At 46.9% G+C, this 15,259-nt stretch carries 13 protein-coding genes; 5 read left to right on the top strand and 8 right to left on the bottom strand.

Translation table 11 applies throughout. The features are described from left to right. Window positions 1–429: 429 nt before the first annotated feature. From ACYVGR_RS19820 to ACYVGR_RS19795, 6 genes are all read right to left on the bottom strand, one after another. Window positions 430–1,188, bottom strand: coding sequence for a hypothetical protein (locus tag ACYVGR_RS19820; protein WP_460959845.1), 759 nt, complete (start codon window positions 1,186–1,188; stop codon window positions 430–432). Window positions 1,189–1,242: 54 nt separating this feature from the next. After that, window positions 1,243–1,938: a hypothetical protein gene (locus tag ACYVGR_RS19815; RefSeq protein WP_460959843.1), complete on the bottom strand. Its 696-nt coding sequence runs from the start codon at window positions 1,936–1,938 to the stop codon at window positions 1,243–1,245. A 39-nt stretch (window positions 1,939–1,977) separates the two neighbouring features. Next, window positions 1,978–3,096: a hypothetical protein gene (locus ACYVGR_RS19810; protein ID WP_460959841.1), complete on the bottom strand. Its 1,119-nt coding sequence runs from the start codon at window positions 3,094–3,096 to the stop codon at window positions 1,978–1,980. 48 nt (window positions 3,097–3,144) lie between these two features. Beyond that, entirely contained in the window at window positions 3,145–3,771 is a 627-nt protein-coding gene (locus ACYVGR_RS19805) for a response regulator (RefSeq protein ID WP_460959839.1), read from the bottom strand. 80 nt (window positions 3,772–3,851) lie between these two features. Beyond that, window positions 3,852–5,783: a tetratricopeptide repeat-containing sensor histidine kinase gene (locus ACYVGR_RS19800; protein WP_460959837.1), complete on the bottom strand. Its 1,932-nt coding sequence runs from the start codon at window positions 5,781–5,783 to the stop codon at window positions 3,852–3,854. A 29-nt stretch (window positions 5,784–5,812) separates the two neighbouring features. Beyond that, window positions 5,813–7,753 (bottom strand): tetratricopeptide repeat protein, encoded by a 1,941-nt coding sequence (locus ACYVGR_RS19795; protein ID WP_460959836.1) that lies wholly within the window; start codon window positions 7,751–7,753, stop codon window positions 5,813–5,815. A gap of 181 nt (window positions 7,754–7,934) precedes the next feature. On the opposite strand from ACYVGR_RS19795, the gene ACYVGR_RS19790 reads away from it, so the two are divergent. The 3 genes from ACYVGR_RS19790 (at window position 7,935) to ACYVGR_RS19780 (ending at window position 10,597) form a co-directional block, all read left to right on the top strand. Then, the gene (locus ACYVGR_RS19790; protein ID WP_460959834.1) at window positions 7,935–8,546 is read left to right on the top strand and encodes a TetR/AcrR family transcriptional regulator; all 612 of its coding nucleotides are present in this window, start codon (window positions 7,935–7,937) and stop codon (window positions 8,544–8,546) included. 191 nt (window positions 8,547–8,737) lie between these two features. After that, window positions 8,738–10,120, top strand: coding sequence for a TolC family protein (locus ACYVGR_RS19785; protein ID WP_460959832.1), 1,383 nt, complete (start codon window positions 8,738–8,740; stop codon window positions 10,118–10,120). A 42-nt stretch (window positions 10,121–10,162) separates the two neighbouring features. Continuing rightward, window positions 10,163–10,597: a DUF3995 domain-containing protein gene (locus ACYVGR_RS19780; protein ID WP_460959830.1), complete on the top strand. Its 435-nt coding sequence runs from the start codon at window positions 10,163–10,165 to the stop codon at window positions 10,595–10,597. Between the two features lie 55 nt (window positions 10,598–10,652). On the opposite strand, the gene ACYVGR_RS19775 is transcribed toward ACYVGR_RS19780, so the two are convergent. Both ACYVGR_RS19775 and ACYVGR_RS19770 read right to left on the bottom strand, forming a co-directional pair. Further along, a complete protein-coding gene (locus ACYVGR_RS19775) occupies window positions 10,653–10,994 on the bottom strand; it encodes a DUF5615 family PIN-like protein (RefSeq protein WP_460959828.1) in 342 nt (113 codons plus the stop codon). Beyond that, entirely contained in the window at window positions 10,987–11,205 is a 219-nt protein-coding gene (locus ACYVGR_RS19770) for a DUF433 domain-containing protein (RefSeq protein WP_460959826.1), read from the bottom strand. Before ACYVGR_RS19770 ends, ACYVGR_RS19775 begins: the two co-directional genes overlap by 8 nt. Window positions 11,206–11,282: 77 nt before the next feature. On the opposite strand from ACYVGR_RS19770, the gene ACYVGR_RS19765 reads away from it, so the two are divergent. Both ACYVGR_RS19765 and ACYVGR_RS19760 read left to right on the top strand, forming a co-directional pair. Then, window positions 11,283–12,341, top strand: coding sequence for an efflux RND transporter periplasmic adaptor subunit (locus tag ACYVGR_RS19765; RefSeq protein ID WP_460959824.1), 1,059 nt, complete (start codon window positions 11,283–11,285; stop codon window positions 12,339–12,341). Between the two features lie 98 nt (window positions 12,342–12,439). Beyond that, a partial coding sequence (locus tag ACYVGR_RS19760) for an efflux RND transporter permease subunit (RefSeq protein ID WP_460959822.1) occupies window positions 12,440–15,259 on the top strand: 2,820 nt, incomplete at its 3' end.

The raw sequence follows: 15,259 nt of genomic DNA, 5'->3' as shown, positions 1-15,259 counted from the left end.
CCAGTTTAAATTTGCTTGATTACTTAGTTAGTACCTTAATTTATCTGAACTAAAACACCTGTAAATCAATCGGATATAACAGATAATAGTGCCGCTACTCAGCTTTATCGTAGCTTTTAGGAGCCTTAAAAATCCCTAATTGAAAATAGCGCTGGCGACAAGATGAACATTGTAAGGCTCTGCCAGGAATAAGTTTCTGTAATCCAACTCGATGAATACGTCTAGCATCGATATTTCCGCAAGCAGGGCAGCTGATGGAGAATTGGAATGAGTTAAAGAGGTTGATTGACAAGATGCTATACTAATGAAGTGGGTAAACTATCTATCTAACAAGTAGAACAAAAAAAAGTAACAATATGTTACTTCAAATTTTCTTAAGCTATCCCTTCGAATAGTCGTAGTCTGTCCCTCCCATCGGTATCGACACCATCAAAAACTCACCTGCATGCTCTGCACAACCGGGTTGAGTACGCGCATGGCTGCCAAAGACGATAAAAATTCACTGTCGCCCATCAGTTTGTTATAGGCTTTCTCCTGGGCCGACGTCTGCGTAGCCGAAGGCCCAAGACCTATCGAAAGAAACATTTTTTTGTTGGCTGGCTCTAGTTTTCCACCCTGCCAATTCGATACCATACCGCCATAATCCCAGGCGAAACCCCACAATTTAAACGGCTTTCCATTTCGCTGTTCCAGTTCCTTTAACGTAGTTCCTATACGCAGGCCGTCGGCTGTTGCCCAACGCGTAGGCATGACATTTTTAAGGGGCTCGCCTTCGTCATCAGTAAGTTTCGGACGAATGAGAATCGTTTCGGGCTTTGTTCGTTTTTCGTCGGTATAAATGATCTGCACCTCATCTGAAGTGTCTTTATAAAGCGTTGTTCCTATAAATTCGGCACCTTCAGGACCATACAGGGTATCACCAGCCGTAACTACCGATGGTCCTAACAGCTTAAGTAACTCAGCCTCCGATGTAGTCGCCTTGATTGGCCCGACCTGCTTGCCGGGTATAATCAGGAAATCAGCAGCGGTCGTTTTCACATCGATAGCCCCCTCCGATTTAGTAGTCTGAACTGTAGTCGCCGAATCCGTTTTTACCGGTTTTCCAGTCTGCTCGGTCGTCGATGGTTTTGACTGGCAGGCTACTAGTGTAGCTGCTAACAACAGTATTGGCAATGGAAGCGTAGTCATGCAGTAAAAGGTTGCTGGCAGACGGGGCAATGGTGTGGATAGAGCGGGTTCTGATCAATTCGAAGGGTCGCCGGTAATAGCAGGGCGAATATCGATCCAGGCTTCTGCCCGGTCGCGAATGGGTGTCTGTACCGAAGCCCCCATCTTGGCTGATGTTACGTCATTTTCAAGATATACTTCGTGCGGGCCAATCATCAGCCCATCTTTTTTACTATAAATCCACGACAGATCGAACGTCTGGATAGCCTGGTCATTTATGCCGGCAGGCATAGTAATACCGGATACCACGGTTGAAATATCATCGGATGGCAAACAGGCTGTTACTTTACACGTCCGAATCTGGTAGCCTTTGTTAACCGGGAAAGCGGGGGTATTCCGGCGGGTGAAATACGCTTTCACCGTGTAGGTTATCAGTCCCCCTTGTCCGGCCGGAGCTGATTTTTTGGCCTTGTTGAATGGCAATTGCGTAATAGCAGGCTGCCCTTTCGCAGGTTTTACCGTTCCCAGCAACGAGCCATCATTTCCGTAGAACTCCAGTTTATCGAACGAAAACTCGCAGGCATAAGGCCGATCTTTCCCATTCGTCAGTTTACACGGAAGAAGAATTGGCGGAATCTTTTGCAGTTTCTTAGGATCGAACTTAATTGTCATACTGCCGGGCTTGGTCAGCGTGTATGAGAAGGGCTTTTGCGCATACAAAGAGACGGACAGCATCAGCGCCATCCATGTCAGAATTAGTGGTGTTTTCATTGGTACCAATAGCTAAGAGATAGATAAGACGATGTAAGTTTATTTCAACCTGGTTAGTTGCATGTCCAGAGTGTCTTTCCAGATAATTCCATGTAGCTTCATGGCTTTATCTGTGCGTTGAGAAACCGTCGCCCGAAGTGTATCCTTCATCTGAAAAATCACCTGTAAACTATTTTTTGTATGATCGAACAGATAATCGCCCATAAGGCTTTCGGCAGGTTTGTATCGATAAGGATTGGGACTAAAGGCACAGGAATTACCCTCCGCAAAATAGAGCCGATTCCAGGCCCGTGAATCTGTCAGCCAGGCATTGGCCGATAATGCCTGACCGTTACGGATTAGCTTTTCGACTTTCCAGGTGCCTCTCAGCGCTTTGTCGCTCTTGTCGGTCAGGACAAACGACTCAATCGTGGCAAATGCAGCAGCAATAGGCAGTATGCGCAGACCATGTTTTACCCAATTGTTGCCCAGCGTAACCGGAGGTAGACGATCGACCAGATCCCAGAAAGCCGCCTTGAGTTTCTTTATGTCGAGTACTAAGAAAAAGACAAGGCTAAGTGTGTAGATAACCGAGTTAAAAAAGGCTCCGACAGCAATCTCATAAAACAGATTGATCAGAACAATATTGACCATTACTGGCAGCAAAATCATCACGCCCAGTAGCGTTGTTCGACGATATAGCAGCAGGATTGAGCCCCCAATTTGGAACAGTGCAATGATAACAGCCAGTGTGTACGAATAGCCGAAATAATACCAGGTCAAGCCAAAACCGCTAACATCACCCATGGGCATGTCCAGATGGTAAGATGGCGACTGGAGTTGTGTTTTAAGGATTTTAGCGAACCCATAGGTTGAAATAGAAAAGGCCAGCCAGTAGCGAATAATCCCCTGCATCCAGGCATGACGCAAACCGCTGTTTAGAGTTATCGTCTTTTCACGTTGTTGCCAGAGAAGGCTGTACACCAGGCCACTTACCAAAGCTAAACCAACCATACCAATCAACACGTAGTTGAAATACTGGCCGTACTTCATCCAGAACGACGACGGCAGCAACTCAAGCGGTATCAGCAGAAGATTCAACAGCGCAATGACCGCAAGGAGGCACTCACAGAATTTGAAGAACCAACTTGTACGATCGAACAATTGCGCCTGAGTCATGGATATTTTTGTGGAAATGTGGATAACTCTATGTGTTTATCCACATATTTATTTAAAAAGCCCCGTTTTTAATGCTTTCGCTACCGCTTCGGACTTGGAGTTGACGTGCAGTTTCTCGTAGATATTGACAATATGTGTGCGAACCGTACCCATGCTGATACCACAATGGTGTGCAATCAGCTTGTAGCTGTCGCCCTCCACGAGTCGTTGTAGCACTTCTTTTTCTTTGTCGGTAAGTAGGAAATCATCGGCTTTAGGTTGCCGAAATGCCTCCAGTACTTTTAAGGCAATAGAGGGTGTCATGGCCGCTCCCCCGTTCATCACTTCACGAATGGCATCCATGATCTTATCGGCGGGCGTTTTCTTCAGTAAATAGCCTACAGCCCCAGCCGAGACAGCCGCAAAAATACGTTCCACATCTTCAAACACGGTCAGCATCAGGATTTTGGGTCGGGTTGTCTGCTGACGAATAAGTTTAACGGCTTCAATACCCGTCCGACCGGGCATATCAATATCCATCAGAATCACATCGGGTTGATTCATCAGAACAGCCTCAACAGCCTGGAGGGCATTCGGATACTGCCCGGTCACAATCAGGTCGTCGGTTGCGTCGAAAATCAGGGCAAGTGTTTCCCGAAGCGAGTCATTATCATCAAAAATAGAAATGCGGATCATAAGCTATATAGGCTCTGGCTGCTTATCTGACAAAAATACTGCGCCTACGAATACTGATAAATCGGATAAACGTATGACCCCTATGAACTAACTACCAATTGAAGGCGCGTGCCCTGACCCGGCGACGACTGAATTTCTAACGACCCACCCACCGATTTGGCGCGCTGTTTCATACTGTCCTGCCCCGTTCGTTCACTGGGTTGGGCCGGATCAAATCCCCGGCCATTGTCCTGAATCACGACCTGGAGCTGACTACTTTTTCGCTCAAAACGAACTGTTGCCTGAGTAGCCCCAGAGTATTTAACCAGATTATTAATAGCCTCTTTCCCAATCAAATACAAATTTCGGCGCACATCCATTGAGATGGGGGCTTCTTCCAAAGCAGCATCGATCTGGAACGAGCATTGAATATTTTTCGACTCCATCAATGGCTGAGCATACTCCTGCAATCGCAGAACAATCCGATGCAGGGAGTCGTTGCCTGGGTTAATGGTCCAGATGATTTCATCAATCGATTCGAGAATCTGACGCGCATCGGTATAAATTTTCTGAACCATTTTCTGAGCCGTTTCGGGTCGATTCTGACTCAGCAACGTATCGGTATGTCCACTCAGCATCGAAATACTACTAAGTGTACTACCTACCTCGTCGTGAAGATCATGGGCAATCTGTTTACGCAACTGCTGCGCTTCTTCGAGCCGTTGGAGCCGAGATCGGTTGAGTAACCAGGCGCTCACGCTGGCTCCCAACAAAAGCAGGAGCACACTACCGGCAATCAGTACATTGGTTCGGAAGCGAGTACGCTCATGCTCCTGCTGATTGAGTTTAGCTTGCTGCTGAAGTAGTTTAATTTGGGCTTCTTTCTTTTCGGTTTCGTACTTGGCCATCATACGTTGCACTTCGGCCGAAGTACGGACGGTGGTCGTGGAATCCATGCGTTGGTTTCGTTCGAGCTGGAAAACGTAGGCCTGCTGGAAGTCCTTCATGCCACCGTACAGATCGGCCAGGCCCTGCGTATAGATGGCTATTTTCGTATTGTCTTCTAGTTCATTAGCCAGGGCCAGTGCCTTTTTCATGTTTAGCTCCGCCTGCTTATAGTCTTTCAACTCTTCATATACCTGCCCCAGATTGAAATAATCGGTAGCCATCGCCCCTTTACTTTCCTGCTTCTTGTTGAGAACCAACGCTTGCTCTATGGAGCGTTTTGCTTCCTCAAATCGTTTGCTCTCTCGTAAGACCAGGCCCGTATTGACTAAAATATCCGCCTGTAACAGCTCTGATTCAGACTCTTTTGCGTGTTTAAGCGCTATTCGGTAGTAGGCTAATGCCTTCTGGTATTGGTTTAGATCGTCATAGCATCTGCCTATATTCTGCTCGGCAATGGCCATGCCATAAGGGTATTTTAAGTTCTGGTTCAGTACGAGGGCCTGCTGAAAATAGCCAATGGCTTCGCGGGGGCGTTTGATTTCTTTCAGGGCAAGCCCAACGCCGGTGTAGGTGTTCTCATTGCGGGGCAGGATGTTATACTGCTCCTGCATCCGGAGCGAACGCAGTGATATTTCGAGGGCTTTTTCGTGCTGATTCACTTGCCGATAAGCCGTCGCGATATTTGTCATGGCATTGGCCAGTGTACGCAGAGGAAGTTTATTGGCCTCAGCAACCGCCAGTGCTTTCTGTAAATACTCCAGCGTTTGTTGTCCTTTGCCCAACAGATAATAATTGGCCCCCAGAAGGGTATTCGCCTTATAAATGCCCCGGCCGAAACTTAATTTAATGGCCAGTTTTTCGGCCACCCGCAACAACGAATCCGCCCGATTATAGTTGGCCCTTGTCTTGGTAGTCAGATTCCCCAACTGAAGCAACGCATTTACATAGTTTGTATCGGTTGGCGTATGGGCGTGCACATAGGTTTCCAGCGAATCGAGCGATTGGGGTATTTGTGCAATTACGATATTGCTACTCAACAAGAGGAAAGAGAGCGTAATTGGCAGGAAAGCGTATAGAGATTTCATCAATTTGGGTAGCAGTGTAAACCTATATTTTATCCGACAATGGCGGTGGTGAGCACTAACCGAGTACCTCGTTCGGGAGCGGATTGTACGTCCAGCGATCCGCCCATCGCTTCAGCTCGCTGCCTCATGCTGGTTTGGCCAGTACGCTCTCGGGGCTGGGTTACATCAAAACCACGTCCATTGTCCTCAATCAGCACCTCAAGCTGATTATCCCGTCGCGCAAATCGAACCGTAGCCTGCGTGGCTTCGGAGTACTTAATCAAATTATTAATAGCCTCTTTTCCAATCAGATATAAACTCCACCGAACTTCCATAGAAATAGGAATATCGGCTAATTCGGGATCGGTCTGAAACGAGAAGCTAATGTCTTTCGATTCCATCAGCGGTTGCGCATACTCCTGAAGCCGCAACGCAATTCGCTGCAAGGAGTCGTTGCCGGGGTTGATTGTCCAGATAATCTCGTCCATAGCTTCCAGAATCTGACGGGCATCGGTATTAATTTTCTGGATAGCGCGTTCAACCGCTTCAGGTCGTTTTTGGGCAATAAGATTGTTGACCATACCACTCAGCAGCGAGATGCTACTCAGCGTACTGCCTACTTCGTCGTGCAAATCGTGCGCAATTTGCCTGCGTAAACGTTGGGCTTCCTCAAGTCGCCGGAGCCGGGAACGATTGAGCAACCAGGCACTTACAGCTCCCCCTAACAAAAGCAACATTGTGCCGCCAATGAGCAGGGCGTTCCGTTGAAAGCGCTGGCGAATCAGCTCTTCGTCATGAAGCTGAGCCTGCTGATGAAGTAGTTTAATTTGGGCTTCCTTTTTCTCGCTTTCGTAGTGCGCAATTAACCGTTGCACTTCAGCGCTGGTCTGAACAGAAATAAGTGAATCCTTGCGGTTATTCTTTTCAAGTTGAAAGACGTAGGCCTGCTGAAAATTTTTCGCCCCACCGTAGAAATCGGCCAGCCCTTGCGTATAGTTCGCAATTTGCTCTTTATCGTCCCGCTCTTTCGCCAGATCAAGCGCTTTTTTAAGATTCACTTCGGCAGGTTTATAGTCTTTCAACTCTTCATAAATCTGACCCAGGTTGAAATAAGCGGTGGCCATTGTCGCTTTATTCTCCTGCTTTCGGCCAATTGCCAATGATTGCTCAACATAAGGTATTCCCTCTTTGGGATGGTTCGATAGTTTTAAGGCCAACCCAATATTGACCAGAATATCAGCTTGTAACAGCTCAAAATCAACTTCTTTCGCATGCTTTAGGGCCGACTTGTAGGAAGCCAACGACTTATCATATTGCTTCAGCCCATCGTAGCAGATACCCATGTTATTTTCGATGATAGATGCCCCACGGATGTTTTTTTCGGCATGCATCAGCGTCAGAGCCTGCCGATAATAAGACAGTGCCTCCTTGTATTTATTAAGTTCACGGAGTGCGTTACCAATGCCGCCATAAGTAGTGGCAATGCGTGGCTGTATATTATACTGTTCCTGAAGCCGCAGCGAACGGAGTTGCATCGTTATGACTTTCTCGTGCTGCTGTAGTTTGCTCAAAGCCGCAGCCACGTTCGATATAGCCCCACAAATAAACCGGGGACTTAGTTTATAATTTTCGGCCGTTGTCAACGCTTTCTGAAAGTATTCTACGGCCAGCGGTTGCCGATCGGTCAGGTAATAAATTGATCCTCGATTGGTATAAGCTTTAGCCAGTCCCATGCCATATTGAAGTCTGGTCGCGAGCTGCTCCGACACCTGTAATACAGAATCAGCCTTAGCGTAATCGGGATTAGCCGCCGAATGAAGTTCACGACCCAGTACATTCAGCGCCCGGACGTAGTTTGTGTCCTGAACCGTGTGGTTTTTCAGATAAACCTGTACCGAATCGATTGAATTAGGCACTTGCGCTAACGCCTTAAAGGATACGCCAGCTAGTAACTTAATGACGAATAAGATGACCAGATAACTATATTTCATATCTTCTATGGAGTCAATCCCCTAAATATTAGTGAATTATTGAACAAATGAAAATTCAATTAGGCATCGGTCATCAATCCACTATAACGAGTAACCGTTTAATTAAAAAACGAAAAAAAATAGACAGACACTTGTTTACTAAACACTGTTCAGTAAGTTTGCGTCGTTAATTAACAAATCGATGGGTATTACAGAGCGGAAAGAACGGGAGCGGGAAGAAATGCGGCAGTTGATTCTGGATGGCGCACAAAAGCTTTTTCTGTCCAATGGCTTCGAGAAGGTTAGCATCCGGAACATTGCCGACGAAATTGAGTACAGTCCAGCCACGATTTACCTGTATTTTAAAGATAAAAACCAGTTGCTTTTTGCACTTCATCAACGCGGTTTCGTCAAAATGATTGGCGAGTTCATGCCTTTACAGTTGCTGAAAGATCCGTTTGAGAAGTTGGTCGAAATGGGCCGAGCTTACATCCGGTTTGCGGTTGAGAATCCAGAATTGTTCGATCTGATGTTCATCATGACGGCTCCGATGGACACGCTAGATAAAGAAGATTGGGTAGAAGGCGATCAGGCATTTGGGCTGCTCATGAGCATTGTTCAGGAGTGCATGGATGCCGGTATTTTTCAGAAGCACAATGTTCAGTCAACGGCGATGATGATCTGGAGCGGGATTCATGGCTATACGGCCCTGTTTCTACGGAAACGATTAGGTATGATTCCAGAATGCGACCGTCAATCGGTTATGGATGATGCGTTTAACCTGTTTTGCGAAACGTTACGGCGAGGGTTGTAATGGGTGGGGTAAGTGGCGTCGGTTACTTATAACCGACGCCGTGAGGTTTCTCAAAACTGAACCAGTACTATCTACGAGGTTTTAAGAAACCTCGCGACGTCAGGTTTAAGAACCTGACACCACCAATCGTAATAAACGTCTCTATTTTTTTGACCATACACTAAACACTGTTTATTAATTGATAAGCGATTATGAGACTTAGTTATAAGCATATCCGCTATTTGAGCCTACTTATTCCATTTTCAGTAGTGGCCCAGTCCGCTCCGTCAAGCCAATCAACGATTTTAGATGGCTATGTTCGGGAAGGTTTGGCAAATAATCTGGCACTTCGGCAGGAGTCGCTGGAAATTAGCCGCGTTACAGAATCGCTCAATCAGGCGAAATCGTTGTTTTATCCACGTATCGCCTTTAACCCAACCTACTCAGTAGCGGCTGGCGGACGGCGGTTGGAGTTTCCGGTGGGCGACCTGCTGAACCCGGCCTACAAAACACTAAATCAGTTGATTGGTGCCGATAAATTTCCCACAAACATCGAAAACGTGAATCAGTTACTGGCACCCAATAACTTCCACGACACGAAGTTTACGGTTCAGTATTCGATCTTCAACACCGATATTCAGTACAACTATTTGATTCAGAAACAGCTCGTTTCGGCACAGGAAGCTCGCAAACGCGTTGTTGAAAACGAACTTCGGTATAACATTGCTACTGCCTATTACCAATATCTGCAAACACTCGACGCTATCCGAATTTTTGAAAATTCACGTCAGCTATTAACTAGTCTGGCACGTTTGAACGAGAAATTTGTCAGCAATAACGTGGCGACAAAAGAGGTGGTTACATCAGCACGTTACGAAATCAGTAAGGTTGATCAGCAACTGGCGGTAGCTCAGAAGAATCGGGAAGCCGCTCGCGCTTACTTCAATTTTCTACTCAATCGGGAGCTAACAACGGCTGTTGATGTCGATTCTACCCTCACCAAAATTCTGCCTGAATCGAAAGAAAACCTAACCGATTTACAACAGACAGCCTTGCACAGTCGGCAGGAACTGAATCAGTTAGGTGGCTCGTTACAGGCCGCCCAAACGCTGGTCAAACTGAACGAAGCCAATGCTAAAATCCCCAATGTATATGTGGGCGGTAATGCGGGTTTCCAGGGATACGGCTACACGTTCCAGAATCAGGCGTATATGGTTGCGCAAGTTGGCCTTCAGTGGGATTTATTTCGAGGCTACGAAAAACGCTCGAAAATTCAACAGGCCAAGATTCAGACCAATGCTCTCCAAACGCGCATGGCCGAGGTTCAGCAGCAAATTCAACTCCAGGTGTTGCAGGCTTATTACGACCTCAATGCAGCTACTGAGAGTTTAGCCGCTACACAAAGTGGCATGGTCAACGCCGACCAGACGTTTCGAGTCATCGACAGCAAATACCGCAACGGCCAGTCGCTATTGATTGAGTATCTGCGCTATCAGAATGACCAGTTAACGGCACAATTGCAGCACTCCTTGGCCCGCACCGATGTGCTCGTAAAACGGGCCGCCCTAGATAGGGCCGTAGCGGTGGGGCAGTAATATCAGTTCAAGGCTAAAGGTTGACAAAATCCAGATAATTCGATGATACCTGCTTTGATAAATTTCACTATTTTATTAACTGTCAGCGGCATCCATATATATTGGGCGCTTGGCGGTAACTGGGGTTTAAGTGCATCATTACCTGAACGCAATGGAACGAAAGCATTTCAACCTGGTCGATTTGCTACGCTGATTGTTGCCATTTTTTTTGGTAGTATGGCTCTGCTTTATTTAGTTAAAATCGGTCGTCTGCCAGAAGTTGATTCACTACTACCGACTTGGGTGCGTCAATATGGCCTTTGGGTATTAGCTGGAATTTTTCTCATACGTGCCATCGGCGACTTTCGTTACGTCGGCTTTTTCAAACGAATACGCAACAGCCGGTTCGCGGATTTAGACACAAAATTTTACTCCCCACTGTGTTTGCTACTGAGCGCAAACACATTCCTGTTGATTTTTTCCCTATCAAAATCATGAAAGAAACTTACAACTCTTTTGCATTAGCGACAGGGGTATCAATTACTCAAAGCGGCTAAACACTGGCATTAACGATCAATCCAATTGTAATCCTGAATATTGCCTTGTTCGAATAACAGTTTGATTTTTTCACAAATGGCAGAACCATCTCATATTGATTATCAAGCGTATCCAGAACAATTAGCTTGACATTCCATTTGCGATAATTCTGTTGATAACTCAGATTCTTATCTGCTGTAACGAGGTATTCGATACCGTCCCGGTTCATTGCCTGAAGCAGTTCACCATTACGTAGCGAATGCCAGCCTTTTTCAGGAACAGTGGTAACCTCATAACCTTCGCCAAAGCGGTATTTGAGTTTTTTGGGTAGGTTTTCGTCTAGGAGAAGTTTAGGCACGAGCAACCGAATTAAGCGTTACAGTTGATTCGGCCAGATCCAAAACAGCGAGCGCCTGTTCGTATTTAACCGATGGAAAATCATCAATAAACTCGATCACTGTATGACCACCTTTTACATAATCGAACAAATTCTTAACTGGAACTCGTGTGTTAAAAAAAACGGGGGTTCCACTCTGAATATCCGGGTGTATGGTAATGAGTTGACTCATGATCGAAAGCATTAATGTCCAATACTCTTAGAAACAGCGACAACTTAGCAAAAGTGTCCTAGCAAACAAATAAGCGCATGAAACTATCACAAATAGTCTACTCTATTTTAGTTGCCGTCGTGCTCTGGTCATGTGGCAGCAAAGCCAGCACAGACGAAAAAACCACCGCCACGGCACCCGAAGACGCCGTAGTTCCAATCAAATTATCACCAGTAAGCACCGTTGTACGGGCCGAGCCTGTCGTGGCATCGGGTCTGGTCTCTTCGGCGCAGGAGGCTCGCTTGTCCTTCAAAATTGGCGGCATCATCAACCGGATGCTTGTCGAAGAAGGGCAGTCGGTTCGGAAAGGGCAGTTACTGGCCACGCTCGATTTAACCGAAATCAATGCGCAGGTGAGTCAGGCTCGACTGGCGAATGAGAAAGCGGAACGTGATTTAGGCCGCGTCAAAAGTCTATACGCCGATACTGCCGCCACACTAGAGCAACTTCAGAATGCCACGACAGGCACCAACGTAGCTAAACAAAATCTGACCATTGCCCAATTCAACCAAAGTTACGCGCAGATTCACTCCACCGTTGATGGGACCGTAACCCGTAAAATTGCCAACGCGGGCGAGCTGACCTCCCCAGGAGCACCTGTTTACCAGATTTCATCAAATCGCCCTAGTGATTGGGTTGTGCGCGTGGGCGTATCTGACAAAGACTGGGCGCGACTCCGATTGGGCAACCGCGCCAGCATCACCCTCGACGCCTATCCCGATCGCACATTTACCGGTACCGTTAGCGAGCTAGCCCAGGCTGCCGATCCAGCCAACAAGCTTTATGAGGTGGAAGTCCGAATTAATCCCGGTGGGGTAAAACTTGCACCCGGTCTGTTTGCGAAAGTGACCCTCGTTCCAGCCCAAAGCCGTAGCTACACCTTAGTACCCATCGAAGCGATTGTGGAAGGAAATGGCAAGGAAGGGTTTGTGTATCTATTGGCCGACGACAAGAAACATGTCCGCAAAGTGCCGATCCAAATTGGCTTTATCGATGGCGACAAAGTACTAATAACGAACGGGTTACCTGGTGTAAAAGACGTAGTCACCGGCGGATCGGCATATCTGACAGAAGAATCAAGCGTAGTTGTGAAATAACCATTTAAACACGGAGAACACAGAGTAAAAACAGAGGAACACGGAGCCCTCAGTGATCTCCGTGAAGCCCTCCGTGACCTCTGTGTTTAGAACGACCTATGAATCTATCCGAATTTTCCGTTAAAAACTGGCAGTTTATGTTGGTGCTGTTTCTGGGCGTAGCCGCGCTGGGCATCAACTCACTGCTTAATATGCCACGGGGCGAAGATCCCGAATTTACGGCGCCTAGTTTTGCCGTAGCGGTCATTTATCCTGGCACCGATGCGCTTGATATGGAAAAGCTGGTGGTTGATCCGGGAGAAGCTCGGTTCAATGCACTGGAGAACATGAACCACGTGATTACAAACGTGGATGATGGTCTGGCCGTGTTCCGACTTGATTACGATTACGGTGTCGATCCTGAAGAAAAATACCAGGAAATTATTCGGGAAGTAAACGCGCTGAAGGCCGAATTACCCTCGGATATTTACCGGATTGATATCAAGAAATTTTCGCCAACCGACGTCAGTATCGTACAGGTGGCTTTGTTGTCGGAAGTGGCGTCTTCCAAAGAGCTGGGTGAGTATGCCGACAAACTGAAAGAAGACTTTGAGAAAGTAAAAAGCCTGAAAAATGCCGAAGATTGGGGTTATCCGGCATCCGTGGTTCGGGTGTCGCTGAACATTGAAAAAATGGCTCAGAATGGGGTAGCCGTAAACCGAGTACTGGGTGCCATTCAGGCTGAAAATCTGAATATTCCGGGTGGAAATATCCAGGCCGGTACGCGGAAATTCAACGTTAAAACTGCTGGCGACTACCAATCGCTCGACGAAATCCGGAATACAATTGTTTCGACCAACGGTCAGAAAATCATCTATTTGCGTGACGTTGCCGACGTTGATTTTAATTATGAAGACGAAACGTACATCACACGTCTGAATGGCCACCGGGCTGTTCTTGTAACAGCAGGTCAAAAAACGGGCGAAAACATTGCCAAAGTTGGTGAGCAGTTGAATCCCGTTATCGATCGGTTTGCAAAAACACTACCTCCACACATTACGCTCGTTAAAAATTTCGACCAGACGGTTAGCGTCAACAAACGACTCGCCCATTTTGTACAGGATTTTGGTCTGGCCATTCTGCTTGTTTCGCTTACCCTGCTCCCACTCGGTTTCCGAGCTGCCATCGTCGTCATGATCTCAATTCCACTATCGCTGGCAATTGGCTTAGCGGGTCTCGACTTTCTTGGATTCAGCATCAATCAGTTAAGCATTGTCGGACTGATTGTGGCTCTGGGTATTCTAGTCGATGACTCCATTGTGGTCGTCGAAAACATCGAGCGTTACCTACGCGATGGGTATTCAAAACGGGAAGCCGCCATTAAGGCGACCGGACAGATTACACTAGCGGTTATCGGCTGTACAACCACGCTGATTCTAGCTTTTTTGCCACTCTTATTTCTGCCCGAAGCTTCTGGCGATTTCATCCGTTCACTGCCGATGGCGGTCGTAACAACTATTCTGGCCTCGTTGCTGGTATCACTGACGATTGTTCCTTTTCTATCGAGCCGAATTTTAAAGGAATCGCATAATCCAGAAGGGAACATCTTCATGCGTGCCCTCAAAAAAGTTATTAGTGGTTCCTATAGTCGCCTGTTGCACTGGGGATTACGCCATCCAGTTGTTACGTTGCTGGTAGCGGGGGTGTTGTTTACAGGTGCTTTGTACATGTTTAAAATTGTTGGCTTCGCGCTGTTTCCAGCTTCCGAAAAACCACAGTTTCTGATCAATATCGATACGCCCGATGGCACCAGTTTGTCAGAAACCGACCGGGTAGCCCGTTACGTGGAAGGCGTTCTGAAAAAGGAACCCGACGTTAAATACGTTACCACAAACGTGGGCCGGGGCCAGCCACGTATTTACTACAACATCATTCAACGAAATGAATCGCCGAACTACGCTCAGTTTTACGTGCAATTGGTGGATGTAGAACCCGCCGAAAAACGCGTATTGATTGATAAGCTACGCGAGCGATTCAAATTCTATCCGAACGCAAAAATTGAAGTAAAAGATTTTGAGCAAGGCCCCGATCAGGAGGCTCCGGTAGCCGTTCGCGTATTTGGTGAAAACCTTGACACCCTGAAAGTGATGGCGGCTCGGGTTGAAACCGCCTTCAAACAAACGCCCGGTCTGATTTACGTCAACAACCCGTTATCCAGTCAGAAAACCGATTTGCGGGTACGCATTAACAAAGAGAAAGCGGGCCTGTTAGGCATTTCTATTGCCGATGTAAACCGCACTATCCGACTCGCTATTGCAGGTCTGAACGTAGGTACCTTTAAAGAGCCCAACGGCGACGATTACACGATCAACGTAACCCTTCCCAAAGGCAAAGTAGCCGACCAGCACGTTTTGAGCAATCTGTATGTCAATACCTTAACGGGATCAGCAGTACCATTGCGCCAGATTGCCGATCTCGAATTTGAGAGTAGCATGAACCAGATTCGCCACTACGATAAAGACCGTTATGTGACGATCACCGGCTTTGTAAAAACGGGCTATCTGGTCGATAATGTATTCAATGGGGTATTATCAAAACTCGACAAGATGAAGTTCCCGACGGGTTTCAGCTACAAGGCTGCTGGAGAGTTGGAAAGCCGCGAGAAATCATTCGGTGGTTTAGGCACCATTATTCTGATCACCATTTTTGGATTCATCGCTGTATTAGTATTAGAATTTGGTACCTTTAAAAGCACATTGATTGTGCTATCGGTAATTCCGCTGGGCATCATTGGCGCCGTGCTGGCCCTATACTTTTCGGGCAATCCATTCTCATTCGTAGCGGTTATTGGGTTGATTGCCTTGATTGGTATCGAAGTCAAAAACTCTATCCTGCTGGTTGACTTCACCAACCATCTACGCAAGTCGGATCGTAGCCAT

The organism is Spirosoma litoris, assembly GCF_054776755.1.
Note: the sequence above shows the minus strand (reverse complement) of the source record. Positions and strands in the feature narration are given on the sequence as shown.